Annotated in this window: 25 protein-coding genes and 1 pseudogene; 18 read left to right on the top strand and 8 right to left on the bottom strand. The window is 34.1% G+C overall.

Annotated elements, in window-relative coordinates; all coding sequences use genetic code 11:
* Positions 1-42: 42 nt before the first annotated feature.
* The 7 genes and pseudogenes from HZY91_RS04680 to HZY91_RS04650 all read left to right on the top strand — a co-directional run.
* A pseudogene (locus HZY91_RS04680) lies at positions 43-618 on the top strand (DUF6544 family protein); the annotation flags it as partial.
* A gap of 492 nt (positions 619-1,110) precedes the next feature.
* Complete coding sequence (gene rsgA / locus HZY91_RS04675) at positions 1,111-2,091, top strand: ribosome small subunit-dependent GTPase A (RefSeq protein WP_197115105.1); 981 nt, start codon at positions 1,111-1,113, stop codon at positions 2,089-2,091.
* 100 nt (positions 2,092-2,191) lie between these two features.
* Entirely contained in the window at positions 2,192-2,368 is a 177-nt protein-coding gene (locus HZY91_RS04670; protein WP_197115104.1) for a hypothetical protein, read from the top strand.
* Positions 2,369-2,848: 480 nt separating this feature from the next.
* On the top strand, positions 2,849-5,137 hold the full coding sequence (locus HZY91_RS04665; RefSeq protein WP_197115103.1) for an FtsX-like permease family protein: 2,289 nt from the start codon (positions 2,849-2,851) through the stop codon (positions 5,135-5,137).
* Positions 5,134-5,871, top strand: a complete 738-nt coding sequence (locus HZY91_RS04660) for an ABC transporter ATP-binding protein (RefSeq protein ID WP_197115102.1) — start codon at positions 5,134-5,136, stop codon at positions 5,869-5,871. The genes HZY91_RS04665 and HZY91_RS04660 overlap by 4 nt, the downstream gene beginning before the upstream one ends.
* A gap of 136 nt (positions 5,872-6,007) precedes the next feature.
* Positions 6,008-6,430: a GNAT family N-acetyltransferase gene (locus HZY91_RS04655; RefSeq protein WP_197115101.1), complete on the top strand. Its 423-nt coding sequence runs from the start codon at positions 6,008-6,010 to the stop codon at positions 6,428-6,430.
* A 125-nt stretch (positions 6,431-6,555) separates the two neighbouring features.
* On the top strand, positions 6,556-6,960 hold the full coding sequence (locus HZY91_RS04650; protein WP_197115100.1) for a GNAT family N-acetyltransferase: 405 nt from the start codon (positions 6,556-6,558) through the stop codon (positions 6,958-6,960).
* Positions 6,961-7,262: 302 nt separating this feature from the next.
* Here HZY91_RS04650 and HZY91_RS04645 read toward each other — a convergent pair whose 3' ends face one another.
* The 6 genes from HZY91_RS04645 to HZY91_RS04620 all read right to left on the bottom strand — a co-directional run bounded on the left by HZY91_RS04645 (position 7,263) and on the right by HZY91_RS04620 (position 12,926).
* Entirely contained in the window at positions 7,263-7,931 is a 669-nt protein-coding gene (locus tag HZY91_RS04645) for an HAD family hydrolase (RefSeq protein ID WP_197115099.1), read from the bottom strand.
* A gap of 78 nt (positions 7,932-8,009) precedes the next feature.
* Positions 8,010-8,828 (bottom strand): carbohydrate ABC transporter permease, encoded by an 819-nt coding sequence (locus HZY91_RS04640; RefSeq protein WP_197115098.1) that lies wholly within the window; start codon positions 8,826-8,828, stop codon positions 8,010-8,012.
* Between the two features lie 8 nt (positions 8,829-8,836).
* On the bottom strand, positions 8,837-9,703 hold the full coding sequence (locus HZY91_RS04635) for a carbohydrate ABC transporter permease (RefSeq protein ID WP_197115097.1): 867 nt from the start codon (positions 9,701-9,703) through the stop codon (positions 8,837-8,839).
* The gene (locus HZY91_RS04630; RefSeq protein WP_197115096.1) at positions 9,703-10,842 is read right to left on the bottom strand and encodes an ABC transporter ATP-binding protein; all 1,140 of its coding nucleotides are present in this window, start codon (positions 10,840-10,842) and stop codon (positions 9,703-9,705) included. Before HZY91_RS04630 ends, HZY91_RS04635 begins: the two co-directional genes overlap by 1 nt.
* Before the next feature lie 18 nt (positions 10,843-10,860).
* Positions 10,861-12,135: an ABC transporter substrate-binding protein gene (locus HZY91_RS04625; RefSeq protein ID WP_197115095.1), complete on the bottom strand. Its 1,275-nt coding sequence runs from the start codon at positions 12,133-12,135 to the stop codon at positions 10,861-10,863.
* 32 nt (positions 12,136-12,167) lie between these two features.
* On the bottom strand, positions 12,168-12,926 hold the full coding sequence (locus HZY91_RS04620) for a glycerophosphodiester phosphodiesterase family protein (RefSeq protein WP_197115094.1): 759 nt from the start codon (positions 12,924-12,926) through the stop codon (positions 12,168-12,170).
* Between the two features lie 265 nt (positions 12,927-13,191).
* On the opposite strand from HZY91_RS04620, the gene HZY91_RS04615 reads away from it, so the two are divergent.
* The 11 genes from HZY91_RS04615 (at position 13,192) to HZY91_RS04565 (ending at position 21,824) form a co-directional block, all read left to right on the top strand.
* On the top strand, positions 13,192-13,950 hold the full coding sequence (locus tag HZY91_RS04615; protein ID WP_197115093.1) for a DeoR/GlpR family DNA-binding transcription regulator: 759 nt from the start codon (positions 13,192-13,194) through the stop codon (positions 13,948-13,950).
* Between the two features lie 275 nt (positions 13,951-14,225).
* The gene (locus HZY91_RS04610) at positions 14,226-14,444 is read left to right on the top strand and encodes an AbrB/MazE/SpoVT family DNA-binding domain-containing protein (protein ID WP_197115092.1); all 219 of its coding nucleotides are present in this window, start codon (positions 14,226-14,228) and stop codon (positions 14,442-14,444) included.
* Complete coding sequence (locus tag HZY91_RS04605) at positions 14,437-15,579, top strand: alpha/beta fold hydrolase (RefSeq protein ID WP_328751939.1); 1,143 nt, start codon at positions 14,437-14,439, stop codon at positions 15,577-15,579. The genes HZY91_RS04610 and HZY91_RS04605 overlap by 8 nt, the downstream gene beginning before the upstream one ends.
* 48 nt (positions 15,580-15,627) lie before the next feature.
* Positions 15,628-16,089: an HIT family protein gene (locus HZY91_RS04600; protein ID WP_197115090.1), complete on the top strand. Its 462-nt coding sequence runs from the start codon at positions 15,628-15,630 to the stop codon at positions 16,087-16,089.
* Positions 16,090-16,518: 429 nt separating this feature from the next.
* Positions 16,519-17,040: a phosphoribosylanthranilate isomerase gene (locus tag HZY91_RS04595; protein WP_197115089.1), complete on the top strand. Its 522-nt coding sequence runs from the start codon at positions 16,519-16,521 to the stop codon at positions 17,038-17,040.
* 45 nt (positions 17,041-17,085) lie between these two features.
* A complete protein-coding gene (locus tag HZY91_RS04590; protein WP_197115088.1) occupies positions 17,086-17,526 on the top strand; it encodes an 8-oxo-dGTP diphosphatase in 441 nt (146 codons plus the stop codon).
* A gap of 106 nt (positions 17,527-17,632) precedes the next feature.
* Positions 17,633-18,430, top strand: coding sequence for an alpha/beta fold hydrolase (locus tag HZY91_RS04585; RefSeq protein WP_328751934.1), 798 nt, complete (start codon positions 17,633-17,635; stop codon positions 18,428-18,430).
* A 40-nt stretch (positions 18,431-18,470) separates the two neighbouring features.
* Positions 18,471-19,346 (top strand): NAD-dependent epimerase/dehydratase family protein, encoded by an 876-nt coding sequence (locus tag HZY91_RS04580; protein ID WP_197115087.1) that lies wholly within the window; start codon positions 18,471-18,473, stop codon positions 19,344-19,346.
* A 257-nt stretch (positions 19,347-19,603) separates the two neighbouring features.
* Positions 19,604-20,362 (top strand): tRNA threonylcarbamoyladenosine dehydratase, encoded by a 759-nt coding sequence (locus HZY91_RS04575; RefSeq protein WP_197115086.1) that lies wholly within the window; start codon positions 19,604-19,606, stop codon positions 20,360-20,362.
* A 7-nt stretch (positions 20,363-20,369) separates the two neighbouring features.
* The gene (locus tag HZY91_RS04570) at positions 20,370-21,209 is read left to right on the top strand and encodes a TatD family hydrolase (protein ID WP_197115085.1); all 840 of its coding nucleotides are present in this window, start codon (positions 20,370-20,372) and stop codon (positions 21,207-21,209) included.
* Positions 21,210-21,299: 90 nt separating this feature from the next.
* On the top strand, positions 21,300-21,824 hold the full coding sequence (locus HZY91_RS04565) for a DNA-deoxyinosine glycosylase (protein ID WP_235991594.1): 525 nt from the start codon (positions 21,300-21,302) through the stop codon (positions 21,822-21,824).
* A gap of 66 nt (positions 21,825-21,890) precedes the next feature.
* Here the strand turns inward: HZY91_RS04565 and HZY91_RS04560 are convergent, their stop codons facing one another.
* Complete coding sequence (locus tag HZY91_RS04560; protein ID WP_197115255.1) at positions 21,891-23,195, bottom strand: dicarboxylate/amino acid:cation symporter; 1,305 nt, start codon at positions 23,193-23,195, stop codon at positions 21,891-21,893.
* Positions 23,196-23,419: 224 nt separating this feature from the next.
* Positions 23,420-24,742, bottom strand: a complete 1,323-nt coding sequence (gene brnQ / locus HZY91_RS04555; protein WP_197115084.1) for a branched-chain amino acid transport system II carrier protein — start codon at positions 24,740-24,742, stop codon at positions 23,420-23,422.
* Positions 24,743-24,924 lie beyond the last annotated feature (182 nt).

Genomic DNA, 24,924 nt, shown 5'->3' with positions numbered 1-24,924 from the left:
CAACTAACTTTAACAGAGCCATTTTTTAAAGGGGCTGATTTTTATTTGGACAGAGATAAGCCTAAAATGACGATCGATTATGATGTGACGGAAAGTTGCCTAGCTTCTAAGCGAATTGCTTATATTGAGAGTCAGTTGTATTCTCTGAAGTTTAATGGCTATGATATCTTTCTGGACCATGAAGCAAGTATGCAAGGGGAACTATTGAATCGATTTAAGTTGTTTAAACAGGAAGGAGACCACTTAAAACAGGGGGAAATGTTAACCTATCTGTCAGAAGTGTTCTTGATGCCGAATGCGTTATTTAATGATGCGATTAATTTTAAAATGTTAGATCGTAAGCGTGTCTCAGCTACTATTACTCATAAGAATGAGCAATTAGAAGGTGTTTTTGAGTTTAACGAGGCGGGCGAAATGGTTCGCTTTACGACGGAACAGCGTCCGAATGTGGATGCCAAAGGAAATACTACTTATCGAACTTGGATAGCAGAATGTCAAGATTATCAAGTTAACGAGCAGGGAATTAAAGTTCCAACACGTTTTATTGCCAGTTGGCTGATTGAGGGCGAAAAGTTTGAATATTTCGACGGAGAAATTTCCGCTATTGAGTATTATTGACCGCTTTATTGATGAAATAAAATAAGAGTAACACGCTTATCCCAAGTGTACTCATCTCTCTGGTCAAAATTTTGGGGGGAGATTTAATTTTTACATTAATTAATTAGTTTCTTTTGCGTGGTAAAAATTTTAGTTTAGGTGTGTTATTTTTTAAAGAATCTTTTAGATAGTATATTTAAAAATATAAGACGATATGAATGTGTTTGAATTTTTTTATTAAAGATAGATAAGCTGATTAGTATATAGAATAGTAGATATCATTTAACATTTTTGATATAATGATGATAGAGATAGGGCGTTAGAATCTGTCTATCTAGAGAGGGTGAGACGATGAAAAATATAAAATACAAAGAACTTTTCATTAATCTCATGCTGAACTTTGCATAAAACTTAATTTATTATGATGGACTCATTTTTGAAATTTTCTTTGTGGTCGTGACTAACAGACTGAGAGAATTTTGAAGATGAGTTTTTTGATGAAAAGGAGAAATTATGGATTTTGAAATTAAAAGTTTTTGCAAAGAAAATCATTTGAATAGTCAAAATGTGTCAAGAGTGATTACCAAAAATCGAAATGTATACGGTCTAGTAAATGTTTTGAATGAACGAATGACGGTTACTATCACAAATGGACAGAAATTTTATGTTGGAGATTTTGTTGAGTATATGATTTTTGAGGGAGAGGTATATATAAGGCAGAGTCTACCAAGAAAAAATATCATTTCAAAGGCATATAACACCACTCAAAAGGCATATAATACGACTCAAATAGAAGAACAAGTACTAGCAACCAATGTGGATCAGCTTTTTATTTTGATTGCGGCAGACCAAAGGTTTACTCTAAGTAAATTTGAGCGTTATGTGTTAGTCTTTTCTGGAATGTCAGAAGATGTTCACGTACTCATTACAAAAAGTGACTTTACAAAGGAGACGGATTTAATCTTGAAGCAAATTAGAAGTGTATACCCACAGCTTCGTGTAATTGCTTACTCAATATATAATGAAGAGAGTTTAAAAAATGTATATCAGTTGATTAAGGAAGAAAAGACCGCTATTTTGGTTGGAGCATCTGGAGCAGGTAAATCTTCATTAGTGAATAATTTGTTAGGTCGTGATGACATTTCTACGCGTAAGGTCCGAAGAGATGGTAAGGGTAAACATACAACCACTAGTTCTCAACTTTATTATGTGAAGAAAACTAATTCGTATTTAATAGATAGTCCAGGATTTAAAGGAATAGAAACCTCACGTGAAATTAATACAGCTGTTTTATTTGAAGAGATTGAAAATCTCTCTTTGAGGTGCAAGTTTAATGATTGTAAGCATCAGAGTGAACCAGGCTGTGCAATCAAAAATGCTATTAAAGATGGGGATTTAGAAGAAACGTTATTTGAAAGGTATTTATTACAAACGAAAAAGAGAAAAGCTTATGAACAATATTTAGAAGAAAAAAATCGAAAGAAAAAACATTAGATGGAGAATAAATAGCTTAAAAGAAGAACTATTTATAGATTATAGAGATATGGCTTTACAATATAAGAAAAATCGAAATGATTATTTACAGGGTGGGTTAATGCTAATGATTTTATTTATTTTATCTGCTGTCAATCCTTTTAATACATCGGGTACAAAAGAAATGTTTCTGGCTATCCTAATTCTCATTATTTTATTATGGCTATCATGGTTGACTGTTAAAAATCATAAAAATTATAGAAAGTATGACCAGCTTTCAAATCTACAAGAAAGGTAGAAAAGTCATCTAAAGTTATAATGATTAGTTGAATTATTAAATAGTTAAGAAGAATGATCGATATATATGAGTGTTTGAAGGAATCCATTAGGGAAGAACCTTTCAAATGCTCTTTTTTGACGTCGGAATAGTATTAGACGACCAATCCTTGTTTTCATTTGAGTGATAAGCCAAGTAGTAACCAGTCTAGTTATCATTAGTTGGTGAAGCAGTGATAAAATGCAATCATTTATTCTATTAAATATTCTTAATAACTTTATGAAAGCGATAAAACAGCAGTCAACAAAGGATTTATATCATTAAAAATTTATACTCTTAAATTACTGATTTGAAAAAGTAAAATGATTTAGGAAGGATTTTTGAATCGATCGAAAGATATTCTCTGATTTTGCAGCTTGCATTTCATTAAAAATTAAATTAAAATAAAGGGGAACCGACAAGCTGTCGGTTCGGAATAAATAAATGACAGGAATAAAAATGATGAAAAAAAAGATCGTATTGGGGAATATAAATAAGAATAAATTGAGTTATGGTATCATTGGATTTTTTATTTTTATGTCATCATTATTAATGACAGTCTCTGCTAATTTAGGATTGAATGTTTTTTATTCGGTAGAAAAGGTTATGCAAAATGCGGAAACCCCTCATGTTTTACAAATGCATCGAGGTGAATTAGATAGGAAAGACTTTGAAACTTTCAATGAGCGCATGGTAAATGTCGATTTATTTCAATTGATGGAAGTGTACAATTTCAATGAGCAAGAGATTGAGACAGAATCGGGCAACCTTACGGGAACTTCGCAAGATAACGGCGTCGTTGCAGATGATATGAAATTTGATTATCTTCTTGATGACAATAATGATAGATTAGTGGTTGAGGAAGGTCAGATCTATATTCCCAATATGTATCGGGATAGAATTAGAGTTGGAGGTCAGTTAACCATCGCAGGTACGAAATTTAAGGTCGCTGGAATTCTAAGAGACTCACAAATGAGCTCACCTCTGGCGTCCTCTAAAAGATTCTTAGTATCTAAGCAGGATTTTGATCAATTAAAAGACAAAGGAACGCTGGAATACTTAATCGAGTATCGGCTGAAGGATGATACAAAAATTACCGACTTTCAGACAGCTTACGCTTCAGAGGGACTGCCATCCAATGGTCCTTCCGTGACCTATCCTTTATTCAAATTAATGAATTCTATTACGGAAGGAATCGGTATTATCATTACTTTTTTTACTTCCATTGTGGCTTTACTTATTTCATTATTAGCGATGAATTTAACGATAAAATCCTGCCTGTATGAAGATATTCATGAGATTGGCATCATGAAGTCGATTGGAATCAGAGAGAAAGTTATCAGTTCGATCTATGAAAAACAGTATTTGCTAATTACTATTCCTGCTTGCATTTTAGGGTATATCGTGGCTCATATGAGCCAATCTTTATATTTAACGAATGTCTATGAAAGTTTTGGGAAAAATCAAGAAACGAGTCGAATTTTAATCTACTCAATGTTGCCTTTATTGATTCTGATAACCGGTCTTTATTTATTCATCAAAAAAATGTTGAATAGAATCAAGAAGATCGAGCCTGTGAAGGTTCTGAGAGGAGAATTTGAGGGAAGTGAAAAGCCTTCTTTTATCAAAGTTTCTGCCCGACCAGGAGCTTTTACCCTTAATAATTTATTGTCCTCTTTCAAGGTTTACTTTCCTTTGATGCTATTGATTACTTTATCTGTTTTTATGATTGCAGTTCCTTCAACCGTATTAGATATGGTTGGGAATAAGGATTTTGCGATGAATCTGGGGATTGCTTCTGCTGATTTGCGAGCGGATATTGTTTTTGCTGGAAGTTCGGAGAATGATCAGCATAATCTATTACGAGAATTTGATCAAGATTCGAGTATCGAAACTATTGGGGCCTATTATAATTTTATGCTTCAAGTTAAAGATCATGAGAATAAACTAACGGCAATCAATACCGTCGAAGGCGATCATGATTTATTTAATCTTAATTATCTTGAAGGAAAAGGTCCCGCTAGTCATGAAATAGCCATATCAAAATTTGTGGCAGAAGATATGAATTGGAAGATAGGGGATCAAGTAGTGACTGAGAAGGATGGGACGCTAACGGTATCGGGTATTTATTCAGATATAACAAACGGAGGCAAAACCGCAAAAGTTAATTTTGAAAAGAAGCCAGAAGATTTTATGGCGATGACTTGCTATATTAATTTGAAAGAGGGATACACTGAGCAAGAATTTATTAATAAATATCAAAAGAATGAGACATTAAGAATTAGGTCCATTGTAAACTTTATGAGGGATACATTGAAATCGACCTTAGAGACACTTAGTGTCGCCTATACCACAGCAGCTGTTTCAGCAGGGGTCATTGTTTTCTTAATTACCTATTTATTTCTTATGATGGTATTAGAAAAAGAAAAAGCTAAATTAGCGAGTATGAATGCGGTAGGAATTTCTTGGGGGTTTCTGAAAAAAGACTATTTTTTAAGAAATCTGATTGTGTTGTTGTTTTCTATCATCTTAACCATGATCTTGACGAAGACATTAGGTCAAAAAATAATTGCATCCTTATTTGCCTTACTTGGAACGGGTAATTTAAAATTTGCTTCTATTGGTGGAAAAGGATTGTTAATGAGTATGGTTATTATTACTCTGGCAAGTATAATGGCAACGTTGCTAGGACTCAAAGGTATTGAAAAATATGGTTTTATTCAATCAAGAAAGGTTAGGAATGGAAGATGAAGACTCAGATATTAAGTGCCAACAGTATTAGTAAAAGTTATGATGGTCAGACAGCCGTACTCAAAGAGATCGATTTAAATATTGTCAAGGGTGAATTTGTATCGATTATGGGCCCTTCAGGCTCGGGCAAATCTACTCTTCTTTATTTACTTTCATCTTTAGATAAGATTGATAGTGGGGATGTAAACTTGTTGGGGACCGAACTTTCGACCTTAAAAATGAACGATTTGAGCGACTTCAGAAGAAAAAGGATTGGATTTGTCTTTCAAAATTCGACTTTTCTATCCAATTTAACCCTATTTGATAATATTCTTCTTCCAGCAATGGGCGAAAATAACACAACCGCCTTAAGAAATCGAGCGCTCGATATTATGGATAAACTCGGGATAAAAGAATTAGCGGATCGGAATTTGCAAGAAGTCTCAGGTGGCCAACTGCAAAGAGCAGGAATTGCTAGGGCCTTAATGAATAACCCTCAAGTATTATTTGCTGATGAACCAACAGGAGCCTTAAATTCTAAAACAGCAGATGAAATATTAGCAATTTTTCTTGAGCTTAACCAGGCAGGAATGACCATTATACTTGTTACTCACGATGCAACAGTGGCATCAAAAGGGAGTCGCGTTCTCTTTCTAAAAGATGGTAATATTTCTAAAGATGTTTCCTTCGGTGACAAGGAAGAAGCAGAGAAGCTCCATCAAATCAGAACCATTATGGAAGAATTAGGAATCTAGACGTATTTTAGAGACTGACAAGCAGGAAGAGGCTTTAAATATTTATCAAAGAGTGGGATATTTATTTGTGATTGAGGCATCTGTTAGTCTGAAAATAGTTATTTGAGGAAAAATCACTTTATAAAGAGGAGAAAAGATGACGATCCATTTAAGAAAGTCGAATGCCATAAAAATTAGTCTAGAAGAACATCAGTGGAAACAGATCTCAGCGCCTCAAAGAATTAAAAGCGGATGTCAAGAAGAGAATGTGATCGCTTTTGATATTTATGATGATCAATATTTGATTGGGTTCGCTATGGTTAAGCAATTTGCAAAAGACTCATGGTTTCTATGGAATTTTGCCATCGATAGGAATTTTCAAGGTAAAAAATTGGGATATGAGTCACTTAAGACATTAATAGATATAATGAAAACTCATTACCAGGCGAAAAGAATGACGACCACTTATACTTATGGCAATGAGATTGCTAAAGGCTTATATGAGAAAATCGCTTTTGTAGAAATGGATAGAGTGGAAGAAGCCGATTGCCATGAAGTCAATATGATGATTAGCTTATAGAAAATGAGAATATTTTGTAACTCATAGCCATCTCTTGTGTTCAATCATTTGGAATGGCTATGGGTATTTTTTATGTGTTTTAAAATGCTGTTTTATATTAAGACCGATGAAAGAAGGGGAAGTAGATGGAAATCGTTAATTTAAATAATGAACAGATCGAAGAACTTGAGAATCGTTTAGAGGAATATGATAAAGACTATATCCCTGATCAACTTGATGGAAGCATTTCGATTGGGATTGAAGAGAATGGCAAGATCATTGCGGGGCTGGATGCCACCATGACAACTTTTAAAATAATGTATTTATCAACCATATTTGTGGATGCTGCTGATCGAAAAAAAGGGTATGGGAAAATTTTAATGGAAGAATTGGAACGACGGTCTAAGCAACTTGGGGCCAATACGATCAGGCTAGATACTTTTAGTTGGCAAGGAAAAGAGTTTTATGAGGCTTTAGGCTATCAACAGGTAGGTTACTATCATAACGAGGAAGATCAATATGAAGAATATTTCTTCCTGAAAAGACTTTAGGAAAAATGTGAATATATAGAATGGTATTAATCAAGTAACTATATGTCTGTTATTCTTGTATAAAAAAGTTATGAGAGAGAAAATTCACTAATAAAATATCCTTAGATAAGAATTGAATGAATGATGAATATTAGTGATAAATATCATCAATAAATCTGAAAAGATTTTTTGTATATTTATAAATACTACTATTAACAGAATTTCAAAATAATTTATTTGAAGATATTCTTTTTATAATAATAATGTAAAAACAAAAAACCTCGGCTATTTTCTTTTATAATTGTCGAGGTTTAGTTTTTTATTTAAATGAAGTTCGTTTTGAGATAGTCTTTGACTTGAAATAAATCCTCTAAAACTGCTAGAGCCATTTCTTTCATTTCTAAATCAGGTTCTATTAAATCTGGAACAATAATAGTTTTTAATCCTGCCTTATTAGCAGCGACAACACCATTTTTAGAGTCTTCAAGTACAATGACACTGTCTTTTGATGAAGCTTGACTTAACTTATAAGCTTTCTCGAATATGTCAGGAAATGGTTTAGTTCTCTTGACTTGATTCCCAGCAACATAAGCTGTGAAGTAACTTTCTATTTCAAAAATTTTTGTATATCTTACTATTTTGTTAGCAAATGAACTAGAGGCAATAATAAGATTAATATTTTTATCTTTTAAGAAGTTTAATAATTCAAATAATCCTTTTTTAGGGATAATATTTTCTGGTTGAGCGATTGCTTCATGTTGATAATGTTGACTTAATTCAATGAACTTTTCAACCGAAGGATGATTTGGAAAGAGTTGATGGATATAGCGCAACTCTTCTTCGCCGTTCATTCCGATATTCTTTTTAAACATTTCTAAATTATATTCCATGTCTAATTCATTAGCTGCCCGTTGATTAGCTTGGTAGGAAATGATTTCAGTATCAAACATTAAACCATCCATATCAAAAATAACAGTGTCAAGTTTCTTCATAATAACCTCGATTCTATTTTTAACAGGATATATTGATATCCTGTAACAATAAATATGATAACTTTATCAAAAATAACTTTAATTTGCAGGTACAAAAGCTTGGAAAATTTGTTTCTGTGCTAGAACATAGATTACTAAAATTGGAAAAACTAAAATAATATTTGCAGCCATGACTAAATTCCAATCTGGAAGTGCATCACTCATTCCTAGAGCAGTAACACCAATAGGTAATGTTCTGACATCATCCTTTGTTGTCATCATCAAAGGCCAAAAATAATCATTCCAACGTCCAATAAAAGTCAACATAGAAATGGTAAGAATTGATGGCTTAATCATTGGAAAAACAATTCTTCGGATAATTTTAGCTTCACCGGCTTTATCCAGTTGAGCAGCTTCAATAATTTCATTTGGAATTCTCATGATCGATTGTCTTAATAAAAATATTCCAAATATACTAGATGTAAAAGGTAGAATCAAAGACCACAATGTATTTATAAGACCAAAAGAGCTAAAAAGTAAGTAGATAGGTAAAAAAGTTAAGGTCCCTGGTATCATCATGGTAGATAAAGATAGATACCAAAAGAATTTTTTGCCAAAGAAGTCATATCTTGCATAGGCATACGCAGCAGGTATTACGGTTATCAATTGAAGAGCTACAATTGATAAAGCAACAATAAGACTATTGATAGTATATTTAAAAAATGGGCCGGATCTCCATGCAACAATGAAATTCTCAAATTGCCATTGTTGAGGAAACAATGTTGGTGGTACCGCAACAATTTCAGATGAAGATTTAACGCTTGAGAAGAACATCCAAATAAATGGGAATCCAAATAAGATAATAAATACCAATGCTGAAAGAATCTCTAAAATTTTAGTGAAATTTATTTTTTTCATTCAATCACCTACTTATAATGAACACGTTTGCTGAAAAGAATAAAGTACAATATACTTAATATCATTAGAAATAATAATAATATAATACCTGTAGCAGCAGCGCCCCCTATATCAGAAAATTTAAAGGTTTGTTCGTATAAATAATAAACTAGAGTTGTAGTTGAATTAGCGGGTCCACCTTGAGTCATGATATTTATAGTGCCAAATACTTGTATACTGTTTATTAATGCAACAATTATGATAAAGAAAATAGTTGGTGAAAGTAGCGGTAGGGTTATTCGACGTAATACTTTATGCTTTGGAATATTGTCGATGGAACAAGCTTCATAAATATTTTGAGGTAAGTTTGTGACGGAGGACATCATAATCAAAGTATAATATCCAATACCCTTCCATACGGCCACGATAATTACTGAATTAAGTGCAACTTTTGAATCGGTTAGCCAGCCGATTGGTTCAAGACCTATTAGTTGTAAGAACCAATTTAAAATTCCATTTTCTGTATCCATTATCCAGGTAAATATTAATGCAATTGAAACGATTGCTGTTACATGAGGACTGAAGATAAAACTGGTTGTTATTTTATAAATAGAACCATTTTTACTAAGCCATAATGAAAGTGGGATAGAGATTAATACAATGGATAAAACGAATATTCCTGCATAATAAAAAGTATTTTGAATGGCTTCAATAAAAGAAGGATCCAAAAATAATTCTTGATAATTTTTAAATCCTATAAACTCAATTGCTGGTTTTACAATACTTCCTTTATGAATACTTAAATAAAACATGTATATTAGTGGGAGTATACTAAATAAGAGGAAAATAATAATAGAAGGTAGTATTAATAAATATGGTTTTATTTTATTTTTCATTATTCTACCTCCGTATTTCTAATCCTATCCCCATTTTGATCAAAATAATATAGATCTTTTCGATTTAAATGGAGGAAAATATTTTGGTTTTTATCAAATATGTTTTCTGATTTAACTTTTTGTATACCAAAAATATTATTAATGGTATACAGAAACTCTGAGCCCAAATATTCTCGGGTTAAGATCTTACTTTCTATTAAAAAATTAGATATTAAAGATTTAGGATTTAAAATAGCCTGTGTGGAATTAATTTCTGTATCAAGAAAGTAGGTTTCTTTTGAATCGTTTGAGAAAAAATCTTCTGTTATTAAAGTGCCACGTTCAGGACGAAATCCCCAAGTTATTCGTTCATTAAGCTGTGCTATTAAATTCATTCCAGGGTTTCCAATAAAGTTTGCAACAAAAAGATTAAAAGGATCATTATACACTTCATAGGGCGAACCAATTTGCATTACTTTACCATCATTGAGAATAATAATTTGATCGGCCATTGACATTGCCTCAATTTGATCATGAGTAACATAAATAAATGTTGCCTGTAGTTGTTCATGCATAGATATTAGTCTTGATCGCATATCAGTTCGTAACTTTGCATCTAAGTTAGAAAGAGGCTCGTCAAAGATATAAAGATCTGGATTTTTAGCGATGGCTCTAGCAAGAGCAACCCTTTGTTGCTGTCCTCCAGAAAGCTGAGAAGGTTTACGATCTAAGAATTCCGTTAATTCAACTATTTCCGCTACTTTTTTTGTTCTCTCTTCCATTTCATTGTGAGTTAAATTACTTTCTTCTAAACCAAAAGTAATGTTTTCTTTAACAGTCATCATAGGATAGAGAGCATAGTTTTGGAATACCATTGAAATATTTCTATCTCCTGGGGGAAGACTATTTATTAAACGATCACCAATCCATACTTCACCAGAATCAACAGACTCTAAGCCAGCTATCATCCTCAAGGTTGTGGATTTACCACAACCTGAAGGACCTATGATTGCAGTGAAGCTACCATCAGGGATCTCCACTGACAAATTTCTAACTGCAAAATCTGATACACTAGAACGCTTTTTCTTAAAAAGATTAAAAGTATTGGCCTTACTTTTGTTGTATGTTTTTGAAATGGATTTTAAAGTTATCTTTGCCACTTTATGCCTCCCCAATTGTTAATTTAGAAGTAAATTAGCTCTTTCTACTGTTCGATCTAAAGCGTCTTGCGTGGAGATGTTTTCTAGATCATTGAACATACGTTCCATTTCTTCCAACCATATTGTGTGTGCTTCTTGAATAGTTGGGTGTTGAGGAGCAGGTCCAGCAAATTCTAATTGTTCATACGCAACTTTGTATAACGGTTGATCTTCTATTAACTGTTTATACTCGTTCAATTCAACTGTTGAATGGCGTATTGGAAGATAACCAGTTATTTCTAAATTAACAAAGTTTTGTTCTGCGGATGTTGCAAATTTAATGAATTTCCAAGCTGCTTCTTTATGTTCTTCGTCTAATCCTGACGCAAGTACAATTTGACAACCGCCTCCATCTACACTATGTTTTTCTTTTTCTGGTAACATAACTGCTGATAATTCAAATCCACCTTCTTGAGCAGCTTCTAAATAGTTAGTTAAATCAGCTGTAGATGAGAATGCGAATCCTGAAACACCTGCAGAAAAATCGCTGAATGTAGAACTTCCGGTTTCTCCTCCAGCTGGAATTTTCCAGACTTCTTCTTCAACTAATTCTCTCATAAAATCCATGGCTTCGACTCCGGCTTGACTGTTGACAGTATATTCTGTTCTATCTTCATTCATAACAGTTCCGTTACCTTGTTCTAAAAATGATTGAAAGATCCAATCATAAAGGTGCATAGTAATGCCGTTAATATCATCACCATTGTCAATGGCACGAATAGCTCCTGATAAACCTTCCCAAGACCCGAGATCTTCAAGAGTGAAATCAGTTTTGTCTAATAATGTTTTATTTACATATAAAATAGGTGTGGATTTGAAATATGGTAATCCCATGAGTTCGTCTTCTATATAAGAATTTCCAAGAACACCTTCAATAAAATCTTCAAAATTTACTTCTTCGCTATCTCGTTCGATTAAGGGTTGTATAGGTTCTAACATCCCATTTTCGTTAGCGACTTCCAAGTATGGAGTATCGATGACAAAAATTTCTGGTTGATCATTTGCTGCAAAAGCTTGTTGTGTTTTTGTGAATTGTTCATCATAATTTCCTTGAAATGTTGCAGTCACATGGATTTCATCTTGTGAGTTATTGAAATTTTCAACAATAGCTTGATTAGCTTCTTCAACTTTTCCGCCGTTGGCGAACCAAAATTCAATCTCAATTTTATCCTCTTGTGCAAAAACTTGGACAGGAGCTAATGATACTAGTGATAAGGAAGTAATACTTAATAATAATTTACTAAAAAATTTCATAAAATTTCTCCTTCACATATTTGTATTTATTTTTAATCTATGGTTCGATTAAATTCTCTTATAGAATAGGCTAATTCCGGTTGATTGGTTGTGATGATATAGAGATTTAAAGCTAATAAATCTTTTATTCTTTCAGGCGAATCAACTACTCCAGATACAATTTGAATATTGTTATCAAAGCAATTTTGTATGTTGTTTTCATCTATTGATTCATAGTTAGGATGATAGTAATCAATGCCATTTTTATGGCAATAATCTCCAGGGTTAATTATGTTTGAAAATTCTATTGCACCAACTTTAATATTTTTATCAAGTTGTTTAACTTTTTGAAGAGAATAGTGATTAAAGGAGCTAATAAGCACTCTTTTATGTAGTTGATATTGATTTATTAGTTTTACAACGGTTTCCTCTAAACCTTTGTATGCCAATACATTGTTTTTTAATTCAATGTTTAATATAAAATTATGATTTAAAGACCAAATGAGAAGCTCTTCTAAAGTCATTATTCTTATGTACTGATCATCTTTTTCTGCCCATTCGAGGTAATCAGAAAAAGATATACAAAAATTAAATTGTTTTAGTTCTTCGACTGTAAAGTCTTTAATATAACCTTCACCATCAGAAGTTCGATTTATTCTTTCGTCATGGCAAATAACAGGAATATTATCTTTAGTTAAGTGAACATCAATTTCAATACTGTCCGCGCCTACTTCAATTGCTTTTTGAAAAGCAATTAGGGTATTTTCAGGAAATTTTGCACTAAATCCTCTGTGGGCTGATATTATTGTCATATTATTACCTCTTTATTAATTGTCAATGTCGCAGGGAAACAGATTAAGGGGCTGAATTAACACTTCCTTTCAAAAGTTGACTTTTAAACTTATAATTTAAGTATAAGAGTTCATTGTAAATTTATATTCAATTTAAGGTAAAGCTTGGGTAAATTTTTAATTGAAAATTTGTATATAAATGTTCTTTTTTTGTAGAGAAAGAACATTTATCGAACATGTTTTTAACATTTAAGAGGAGGATATCTATGTGTAGGGTGTGTACATTATGAATAAACAAATTCGACAAACGGATATTTTGAACTATATATATGAGCATCAGATGGTATCAGTCAATGAGCTTGTTAATAAATTTAAAGTGACACCTATGACAATTAGAAGGGATTTAAATGAACTAAGCGCGAAAAGATTAGTTAGAAGAGTTCATGGCGGGGCAACAATTAGTAATGTTCTATATGCAGAAGAAAGTTATGAAGAGAGAAGCATATCATATATAGATGAGAAGAGAAGAATTGCTGAAGCGGCTTACCAAATAATTGAAGAGAATGACTGTCTTATACTTGATGGTGGAACTACAACAAGAGAGTTAGCCAAATTGATGAGGTGTTTAAAAAATGTGACCGTCATAATTAATGATTTTATTATTTATAACATTTTAAAGGATAATAAAAATATCAATCTTATTTTTGCAGGGGGTAATATTATCAATGATTTTAATACGATAACTTCAGGTATGATTAATTTTAAGTTTTATGAAAATTTCAACGTTGATCTGGCTTTTATTGGAGTAATGTCAGTAGATTTAACCTCTGGAATATTCCAATCCGATTTAGATGTAGCCACATCTAAATTAGGAATGATCCGTGCGGCAAATGAATCATATATTTTGGTTGATCATACGAAGTTTAATAAAAATGCAATGTTTAAAGTAGTTTCTATGGATGAAATAAATAATATTATTACCGATACAAATTTTAATATTAGCCAATATGAAATACCTGAACATATTAATGTATTAAGGGTTTAACTTATACTTAGCAAAGTGATGTGGTTAGTAATCTATGGCTTTAATTTTTTATTTAGAAGGTAGGAAATTTTAAATCATAGTGAGGGTCTTTTACTTATTTAAAAGTAAGAGGCTCTTTTATTTCGTTGTATGATGACATAGCTAAGAAGATGTAGTAAATACAAAACGATCAATGTAGCTAAACAGAAAAGTAGCTAAAAATAAAGTGATAGTATATAATGTATGCAAATTCATACTTTTCATACTTTGGTCAGTCGTAAAAGGAGGGAAAATAATTGAGAAGTAAGCAAAACAAAACATTACATGCTTGGAATGCAAAGGTGGGAACAAAAGGGCAGATAGTGATTCCAAAGGAAGCAAGGGAAATATTCTCTATTCAGCCTGGGGACAATGTATTGATACTTGGAGATGAGAAAAAAGGCCTGGCAATTCTTAATGGGGAAACGGCCTCCACCATTTTCACAAATATTATGGAGGACCTCGAGAGTGAATAAGTATAAAATTTTAAAAATTTTGGGCGTAGGTGGACTCGTTGTATGCTTTGCCGTTTGCTTATATGCTTGGAGAAATCTTAATTATGATTATACTGGTCAAAAGTTTATGGAAAAAGAAGGGGTTCGTTTAGGTTTTAAAGAAAAGACTTATTGGTTAGAAGGGGAGCGAGAAATTTACTATTTGGAGGGGCCAGATAACGGACCAGAGCTAGTATTATTACATGGACAAATGGTTGATTCAAAAGACTATCATAAAGTGTTACCTGAATTGTCTAAACATTTTCATGTTTTTGCTCCTGATTATTATGGTCACGGTAAATCAAGTAAAAAGGCTGGTTTGTATAATATCAAAACGATTGGAGATGATCTTGCCTCCTTTATCAAGGAAAGAGTCAAGGCAACAGCGATTCTTTCTGGGCATTCATCAGGAGCGCTTATTACGGCTTATGTTGCAGCCTTTCACCCAGACCAGGTCAAGGGTATAGTATTAGAAGACGGCCCTTTTTTCTCAACGGAGAAGGGAAGAGCAGAAGACACCTTTTCTTATATCGATTTTAAGAATATTAATGATTATTTAACCAATAAACCTAATATGACTTATTTCGAATATTCAGTCAAAAATAATCCGATGAAGATGTTTTTCAATAAAGAGGGGAAGGATCATTGGAGTCAGATTGTGGCGGAACCCGCTTTAAAGAAGTTTAAGAAGGATCCAAGTCAACTACCTGTTATCTGGTATTATCCACCGGAACTCGGCATCAACAGGTTATTACAAATCACAGCCAATCAGCAAGACGGTACAGGTGATTATGATTTACAGTTTGGAAAGTCATTCTATGATTTTAGTTTTTTCAGTGGGTTAGATCAGGAGGCTATACTACGTCAGATCAAATGTCCGACTTTTGTTCTTCATGTGGCACCGCCAAAGGAGACGGCTCCGTCTTACTATACGTCAGAAGGATGGCTGATTTCTGCTATGGATGAGCAAGATGCGCACAGAGTAAAGGAATTAATTGAGGGGAGCACCTTGATAGAAGGTTTCCAGTCCATGCATGATATTCATGATGATTTGCCAAAAGAATACGTCAAAACATTACTAGATTTTAAGCAGTCACTCAACATAAAATCAGAATAGAGTAGCTGGATCGTTTAGGTAGGTATCATTAACTGGAAGGAGAACAATATGTGTCTTATTTGTGAAAGAATAGAAATGATTAAGAAGGGAGTTAATCCCAATTTCGTTAAAGAATTAGAAACAGGTTATGTGGTGATAGGGGACCACCAACATTTTGAAGGTTATACTCTATTTTTAGGTAAGCAACATGTAACAGAATTATATGAATTAAAGAAAGAAGTCAAATTAAAATTTTTAGAAGAAATGTCACTGGTAGGCGAAGCGGTAGCAGTCGCTTTTAATGCGGAGAAAATGAATTATGAACTACTAGGGAATGGAGATAGTCATGTTCATTGGCATCTTTTCCCTAGGGTAGCAGGAGATATTGAAAATTACGGTAATAACGGGAAAGGGCCTGTGTGGTGGTATCCGATGGAGAAAATGTACGATGAATCATCTCGGCCTTCACCCGAAGAACGTGAAGAATTAAAGACAAGACTTCTAATAGAATTAGATCATTTATTAAAGTAATGCAGAGAGTAAAAAGGTATCTTTTAAGAAACTATTCATGTCAGAAGTAGCCGATTTTACTCATAGGACAGGCACTTCGCTTGAAAAAGTGGGGTGCCTTTTATGAAGGAACAGTTGTATAATACAAATAATAACAGTAATTGTTTAACAGATAGAATACGAGGATAGATTTGTCAAAAACAAGAAAGTTTACTAAATTTTAAAGTCTGATGGGGGATTTGGGTAGCGCCGATTTTTATTACAATTTCGATTTTATACATTGTTTTTGCTTTAATCATGGTTTACCGTAAAGCACCTCAAACATTTAAAATTAGAATACGAAAATAATGATAAAAAATGCGAAAATATTTTTTAACTCAAAAGGACTGTAGATTATCTAAGGAATTTGTTTTTTTATAGTCTGATTGACAAAATAACAGGAGAAAGAAAATGGATAAGTATTATAGAGAATTTTTAATTATTTGTGCAGAATTGAATAAAATTGGAATCATTCCAACTTTAATGGGTTCTGTCGGATTAGAATACATTACACGTCGATCTTGGCAACCGACGGATTTAGATATTCATGTTAAAGGAGATCCTCGAGGATGGGAGGCTCCTGATGATCAGCGGATTTATGATTGGGAGAAGATTTATTCTATGATGCAAAAGTTAGGATACGAATTAATTGATCGACACGAGCATGAATTTAAGAAGGAGGATCTGCATGTAGAGTTTGGTAGTATTTCCTCATTGTATGATTTTGCTGGTGTAGAGGAAGATGAGTTAACTCATATCAAAGAAGAGGTTGAATTTCTCGTGCCGAGCAAGGAACAATATTTAAATATCTATAAGGCTTCTGCGCAAGATTCCTATCGCAATGATCAGAATAATGGTAAGGATTTTCTTAAAATAAAGTATTTAGAAGAATTGGACTCTGAAGGAAGAGAAATTAATTACGATAAAGACTAGAAAAGTTTATTAATAGAATGAAGCATGGGCGGAGGTAGAGCATTAATGGAAAAAGTAGAGTTTACGAATATGTGCATGATACATAATGAGGATAAAGTGTTAGTGATCGATAGAAAAAAGGAAGATTGGCCAGGAATTACTTTTCCAGGAGGGCATGTTGAATTGGCTGAGTCCTTTACGGAAGCAGTCATCCGAGAAGTGGAAGAAGAAACGGGACTAACCATCTATTCGCCTCAATTATGTGGGGTTAAAGATTGGTATGAAAATCAGACAAGATTTGTGGTTTTGCTTTATCAAACGAATCATTTTGAAGGTGAATTAGTATCATCGGAAGAGGGAGAGGTATGGTGGGAGCCAATTGATAACCTTGTCAATCTGAAACTTTCTCTTGACATGGAGGATATGGTGCGTGTGTTTATGGAAGATAATTTAAGTGAATTTTATTATCGCCAAGATGGTGATAGTTGGGTGTATGATTTGAAATAGTATTCTGGAAACTTTGCTTTAAATTGAGTAATTAGATGCAGAATGAAGGTGAAGATGGTTTCGTTGTATATTTCGTAAGGCTATTTAAAATGGAGGGGTTAATTAGGTGATTTATAATCCGAGAGAAGGAAGTTTAGATCTTCAAGATACGACTTTGAACTATATTACTTTTGGAAGGGGAACAAAACCTTTAGTATTAATACAGGGTTTGAACACCCGAGGAATTCACGGATTCGCTTTCTTCATTGCACATGCCTATAGGCTCTTTGCTAAAGATTATAAAGTCTATCTATTTGATCGTCGAGCAAAGGTTGACAAAGGACTGACAGTTAGTGATTTAGCTTTAGATATTGAAGTTGCTATGGATATGTTAGAAATATCGAAAGCTGATGTGATTGGGGTCTCCCAGGGAGGCATGATAGCCCAATATATGGCGATCCATCGACCTGATTTAGTAAATAAATTAGTACTAGCTGTGACGCTTTCAAGAAATAATCCTGTTCTGGAAGAGGCCATACAAACATGGATTCAATATACTCAACAAGGCGATATAAAGAATTTGGTTCGAGATATGATGATGAGAGTTTATTCTGAACAATATGTTAATCGTTATAAAAGCTTGATACCTCTGTTGGCAAAGCTTCAACAGCCTAAAGATAAAGAACGTTTTATTATTTTGTCAGAGTCTTGTCTTACCTGTGACACATACGAGCAATTAGAGAAGATCAAATGCCCAGTCTTTGTGATCGGAGGCCAATTAGATAAAGTTGTGACGGGACAAGCTTCCTATGAGATTGCTGAAAAGCTTGATTGTAGAATATATATGTATCAAGACTTAGGACATGCTGCTTATCATGAAGCTAAAGATTTTAATCTACGAATTTTAAACTTTATGAGGGCGTAAAATATAGGGAACTCTCAAATAAAAATGTTGGAGGTTGAAGATGAAAATACTTGTGTTGGGGGGAACCAATTTTTTTGGTAAAAAAGCGGTTCAGCTACTTCTTGACCACGGACATCAAGTGACTATTGCAACTCGAGGAAATAAAAAGAATCCATTTGTAGGAAGAACTTCACATATTCTCTTGGATGTTGAGCAAGAAGATCATTCTGGTTGGAAGGAAGTTCAAGCTCAACGATGGGATGCAGTCTTTAATAATATTTGTTATACGAGAGAAGAGGCGGAACGTATGCTAGAAGTTTTGAGAGGATTGACTGATCGTGTTTATTTCACTTCCTCGATGGCCGTCTATGGAGATCAAATTGGCGGTTTTCATGAAGAGGATTTTGATCCTATGACTTATATAATTGATCCAACGATAGAAATAACCTATGGAGAAGGTAAAAGACAAGTTGAGTCTGTTCTTTTCAAGCAAAACGATTTCAAAGTGACGGCTTTTCGTTTTCCCATCGTTCTAGATGATGATGACTACACTCAACGTCTACATCACTATATTGACAAAGCATTAAAAAATGAAGTGATTGAAGTATATAATCTTGATGCCCATGTAAATTATATTAAAGGAACGATGGCAGCTGATTTTATTGTGTGGGCGATAGAGAATGCTATTGAAGGAATACTGAATATTAGCTCCAATCAGTCAGTTCCATTTAGTCAGATAATAAGCTGGTTAGAGGAAGCGGTTGGTCATCAATTGCAGGTGGTTGTTAAGGATGAAATTGACTATGCCCCTTTATCGACGCGACATGATCAATATGTGGTTCCAGATAAAGCGGAGAACTTAGGATTTCAGATTAATCCCTTGGCTGAATGGATGCCTGATTTAATGAAACGATTGACCAAAGAGCGAAGTAGATAACTAAGAACCCTTTATTATGAGTGAAGTCGCACTTATGATAAGGGTTTTTGCTTTGGGTCAGTTGGATATTAAAGATCTCAAGCAATATATGACTTGCAATGAAATTTATATATCACTTATTTTGTACGACAACTAGTTATTCAATTCTAGGTATCATAAAAAACAAAGTAGTGACAGAGAGATAAATAGCACCTATTTAGCTAAACAAATCTCATGTATAATGAATAGTTGAAAAAGATATAAAGATGGTGATGGGTATGCAAAATAATAATTCTGATCGATTTGCACGTCTTCGTTTACTAGTAAAGGACGAAGGTCTAGAGCGTTTATCCGAGTCGACGGTCATGGTGATAGGGCTTGGAGGAGTAGGCTCAAGTTGTGCTGAAGCCTTAGCAAGAGGTGGGGTTGGGAAACTAATTCTCATTGATCAAGATACGGTTGAAGCGAGTAACATTAATCGACAGGCTTTGGCATTTACTTCAACCATTGGTCAAGTCAAAGCTGAAGTGATGGCCAAGATGGTGCATGAGATAAATCCAGAGTGTCAAGTATATTCGGAACAGATCGCTTTGGATTCGGATAATATGGCTTCCACTCTCTCTGCTTATCCTCGACCCGATTATGTGATTGATTGTATTGATACGGTTCTAGCGAAACTAAGCTTGATGGAGTGGTGTGCGACTGAGGAATTACCGCTTTTATCAGCGATGGGAGCGGGAAACAAGCTGGATCCTTCACAATTGCAATTTGCCTATATTGAAAAGACGTTTAATTGCCTTTTAGCTAAAGCAGTTCGTAAAGAATGTCGTAAAAAAGGGATTCGAGGAGTGGAAGTCCTTTTCTCAAAAGAATTACCAATTAAGGTTGAACTGGAAGATGATTCGGTGAAAGGGAGAGCGTTGGGAACGATGAGTTATATGCCTCCGATTATGGGGCAGATGTTAGCAGGAAAGGTTTTACGGCGGTTATTAGGTTTTGAAACGAAGGCACGAAATGTAAAATTTATAGGACGGTGATTAAAAATTGTCTGTATTATTAGATAGTCATTATCACTTAGACTTTATCCTGAATCACGATTTGCGACGAGAATTCTTAACCGCCATTTCAGAAGAAAAGGTTCAAATTGTTGCTCAGACTGTATTACCTTCAGCTTTTTCTCATTTGCTTAAAAGTGTAGAGAACGATGGAGATTCAGACTTTTCCAGTTGTTTTCCTTCTTTAGGTTTTCATCCCTGGTATATTCAGTCGCAATTGCAAGCGGAAGAAGAGTTGGGTTTTTTTGAAGAAGGACTTGATAAGACACGTTTTGTTGGTGAAATTGGCCTAGATTTCTCACCCCGGCGACTAGAACAAGCAGATCGAGAACTACAGTTGTTCGTTTTTACTAGGATAATGGATTTAATCTGTAAGAAAGCAATGACCATTGCAGACAATCAGAGAATGATCCTTTCTATTCATGCGGTTCGATCCGTGAGAGAAGTGTTGGATATTTTAAATGCTATAAACATAGCAGATTGGCCGATTAATTCGATATTGCATCGCTTTTCTGGTACGAGTGATGACTTAACCCGACATATTCGGATGGGAGGCTACCTTTCTGTTCATCCGAGTATGTTGGAGACTAAGCGTGGGCGAGCCTATGTAAAGCAAATACCTGGTGATCGGATTTTATTAGAAAGCGATTATCCAATAGAACAGGTGAAAAAAGAGGATAATCCATCAAACAAACAGCTTAATAATGACTTAGTAGGTGAACTCATAGTTGCTCTACAGACGACTGTGGATAAACTTTCAGAAATTCGTCAAGAAGATATGCTAAAAGTAATACAGCAAAATCAAAGAGAAGTTTATAGCTTGGCATAGTCCCGATTGAGATGTTAATCTAGAAATAAATAGATGAGTTCATTTGGTATTGAAAATTTAGCATTCAGGTTTAAAGAAAGGAGGATTTAATTGAAGCAAAAGGTATTGACCCAGCATCAAAGGATTGTTCATCCGTTAAAGCCGCTTTTTCAAACAGATTCAAAAATTTTGATTTTAGGATCTTTCCCTTCTGTTAAAACCCGTGAATATGGTTTCTTTTATGGACATCCTCAAAATCGATTTTGGCCTGTGATGGAAGTATTATTTCAAGAATCATTATCAACAGATATTCAAGAAAGAAAAGAATTTCTTCTAAGGCATCAATTGGCAGTTTATGATTCTATTTATCAATGTGACATTATAGGATCAAGTGATGCTAGTATTCAAAATGTGAAGCCTTCTGACTTAAAGCCAATTTTTCAAACAGCGAATATTCAGCAGGTTTTCTGTAACGGTGGGACTTCTTATAAGTATTACCAGAAGTATCATGCTGATGAATTTGGACTGCCAGGAATTCAGTTACCGTCAACTAGTCCAGCTAACGCTCGATATCGCTTAGAGCACTTAGTAGAGAAATGGAAAGTGATATTAGAATATTTGGTGGATGAAGAGTGATAAGAACGCTAGAAATAAAAAAAGTCCTGAATTAAGCAATGACTCAATTCAGGACTTTTTTGGTGATTATGAGATAGCTTCAGTTGACTGGATGTTTTTGGCATTAAATTTGTTTAAGTCTAGTTCTTTCTGAAGAGCCGCCACTATTACTCCTGTTGAACCGGCAGAATGAACATTAGTTGAGGTACGCGCCATATCAGCGACACCAGCAATTGGGCTGAGTACAAGAATCATTTCAACTGGAAGTCCCATGGCGGCAAAAAGGGCAGTTGCTTGAATTGTACCTGTTCCCGGAACCCCTACAGTTCCTAATGAAGCAAGTAAAGCTGAGCCAATCATAACTAAATATTGAGTGATTGAAAAATCGATATTTAAAACATTGATAGTGAAAATAGCGAGAAGAACTGGCCAAATTGAAGCACAGCCTGGCATACCGAAAGTTGTTCCAATTGAAGCTGAGAAAGAAGCGATCTCAGCAGGTGTCCCCATATCTTCTTGAGCTTTAATATTTGCAGGCATCGTTCCGATTGAACTCTGAGTCGTAAAGGCAATGAGCCAAGCAGGGAAAAATTTACGCTGGAAAGTTAATGGATTGATTCTACCTAATAGTTGAACCATTAAAGAGCTAGTGATAAAGGTGTGGAATAAACAAGCAATATAGATTGCCAAGAGTAAATAAAGTAGAGACGTAACAAACGATAGATCTAATGTAGAAACTTGATTGGCTAAAAGAGCAAGGACTGCATAAGGGGTAAAAGTGACGACCATGCCAATCAGCTTATTCATGACTTTATTTCCTGCTTCAATAAAGTTTGAAAATGCTTGGATTTCTTCCTTATTATTGTATTTTAACATCGCAATTCCCACAAAGATTGAGAAAATAACGATCGGGATAATTTGGTTTTCTACGATGTGATTTGCAATATTACTTGGGAAAAAGCTGACAAGTACATCATAAAAAGGTGGAACTTCTGCAATTTCTGCTGCAGTATCGATTGTAAGGTCAGAATTAAGTCCTAACTTCATAACGTTACCTAAAACAATGGCAATAACAGATCCTAAGATATTATGTAAAGCAAGGACAGCTATGGTCCGTCCACCTAATTTTCCTAGTTTTTCGATTGATTGTAAGGAAGAGACGGTTGAAATAATAGAAAAGAATAAAAGCGGAACCACAAAGGCTTTTAATAAGTTGGCATAGACTCTACCGAATACAACCACATAATCGGTGTGTCCCATAAACAGATAACCAACGATGACACCTAGTAGGGTAGCCGTAAGGACACGATACATTAAAGAAACTTTATTTTTTTGCATTTTATAAAGTATCAAGTATAGACAAACAGTAACAATAACAGCGATAAAACTCATCAAATGACTCACTTCTCCTTTAAACAATAATAGATATTTTGTAACCCTCAAGGATTATATCACAGAAGAAGTTTTAAATTTTTAAATCAAGCATATATATAATTTTTAAAATTGAAAGCGGTATCAATTAGAATATCGAATAAATTTCAGAAATAAAATGTTAATTATAGTAAAAATATTGGTTGATCATTTTACTTATGCTTCGATTCAAATATCTTGAATCACTATGATGTTGATCTTTTCTTCATTCTAGAATGGAGGTGAGCTTGAATCAGAGTGAAAATAACAGACGTAATGATTGCTGGCAACAGCCATTCAAAACCAAATTGATGGAGGGGTAAATGATAGGTCCAATCGGCAATTGGTTGGAGGAAATGGTGTCCTAACATTTGCCCGAATAGATTAATAGATTGCAGAATTCCAATGGTTCCTGCTCCTGCCACAGCACCGATATAGGTAGCATCGTAGTAGATTTTTTGATCAAAAATCGAAAAGAGAATTAAGACCATCATGATAGGATAAATCGCTGATAGGACAGGGACAGCAATATGGATAATTGCATTTACACCGATTAAAGAGATGGTAAATTCAATAGTAACAGTTATTAAGATTAAGATCTTATACGAGATCCGTTGATTGAACAGTGAATAGAAAAAGTTACCACAAATAGAAGTTAAACCAATAGAGGTGGTTAAGCAGGCTAAAGCGACTGTTAGTCCTAAAGCAAATTTACCAATTGGACCTAATATTTTATGAACCATTTCGATTAAGATGAGCGTGTGATTATCTTCAGGTGTAAAGAAAGATGAGACCGTTGCACCAGCGTAGGTTAAGGCGATATAGACGATAGCTAGCAATCCGAAAGCAAGGAGACCAACTTGAATACCAGCTTTTATTTGAGTATTCTTATCGGTATACCCTCTTCTAGCTAAGTCAGATATCACAATACCTGCCATAAGAGCGGCTCCAAGTGCATCCATGGTTTGATAACCTTCTTTGAAACTGAAGGAGAAAAGATTTGGAACTTGAGGATCAATCATAGGACCAGGAGGATTTAAGAGGGCTGCGCCACAAACAAAAGCTAAGATCATTAATAAGACAGGTGTTAAGTATTTTCCAATCGCATCGATCACTTGATTGGGATTAATAGCAATATAAGCCGTCAGTCCAAAGAAAAAGAGAGAAGTAATCCATTGAGGACTTGCCGGAAAGAAGGATTGGACAAATATTTCGTGAGTGGTAGCTCCAGTTCTAGGGACCGAGAAGAAAGGACCAATTAACAGGATTGCGACCGCACTTAACAAGCTTGCAAAATAAGGATGAACTCTTTTTCCCAAATCATTTGCCTTACCTCCTAATGATAAGGTAACAATAACCCCTAGGATAGGGAAAAAAGGATCGGAAAGAGTGAAGGCAAGGGAAGCTAGCCACCATTGATTACCACTAATAACTCCGAGATAAGGAGGAAAAATGAGATTACCTGCTCCAAAAAAAATGGCAAAAAGGGCAAAACCACAGACTATAATATCTTGTTTTTTAATATCCATAAGAACCTCGCTTTCATTTAATAACATAGAGAATGACTATTATATTAGCATATGGTTAACTTTTTATTAATGAAAATTAAAAACTTTAACATAATTTTAATATTTAACCTTGTTAGAGGGTTTGCTTTTTATCATCAAATCGTTATCATGAATCATTCAAAGCAAGGTTTTGTTGCTTTGGG

It is taken from the genome of Facklamia lactis (assembly GCF_015863205.1).
Lineage (GTDB): Bacteria > Bacillota > Bacilli > Lactobacillales > Aerococcaceae > Facklamia > Facklamia lactis.
This window is presented reverse-complemented; position numbering and strand designations above follow the sequence as displayed.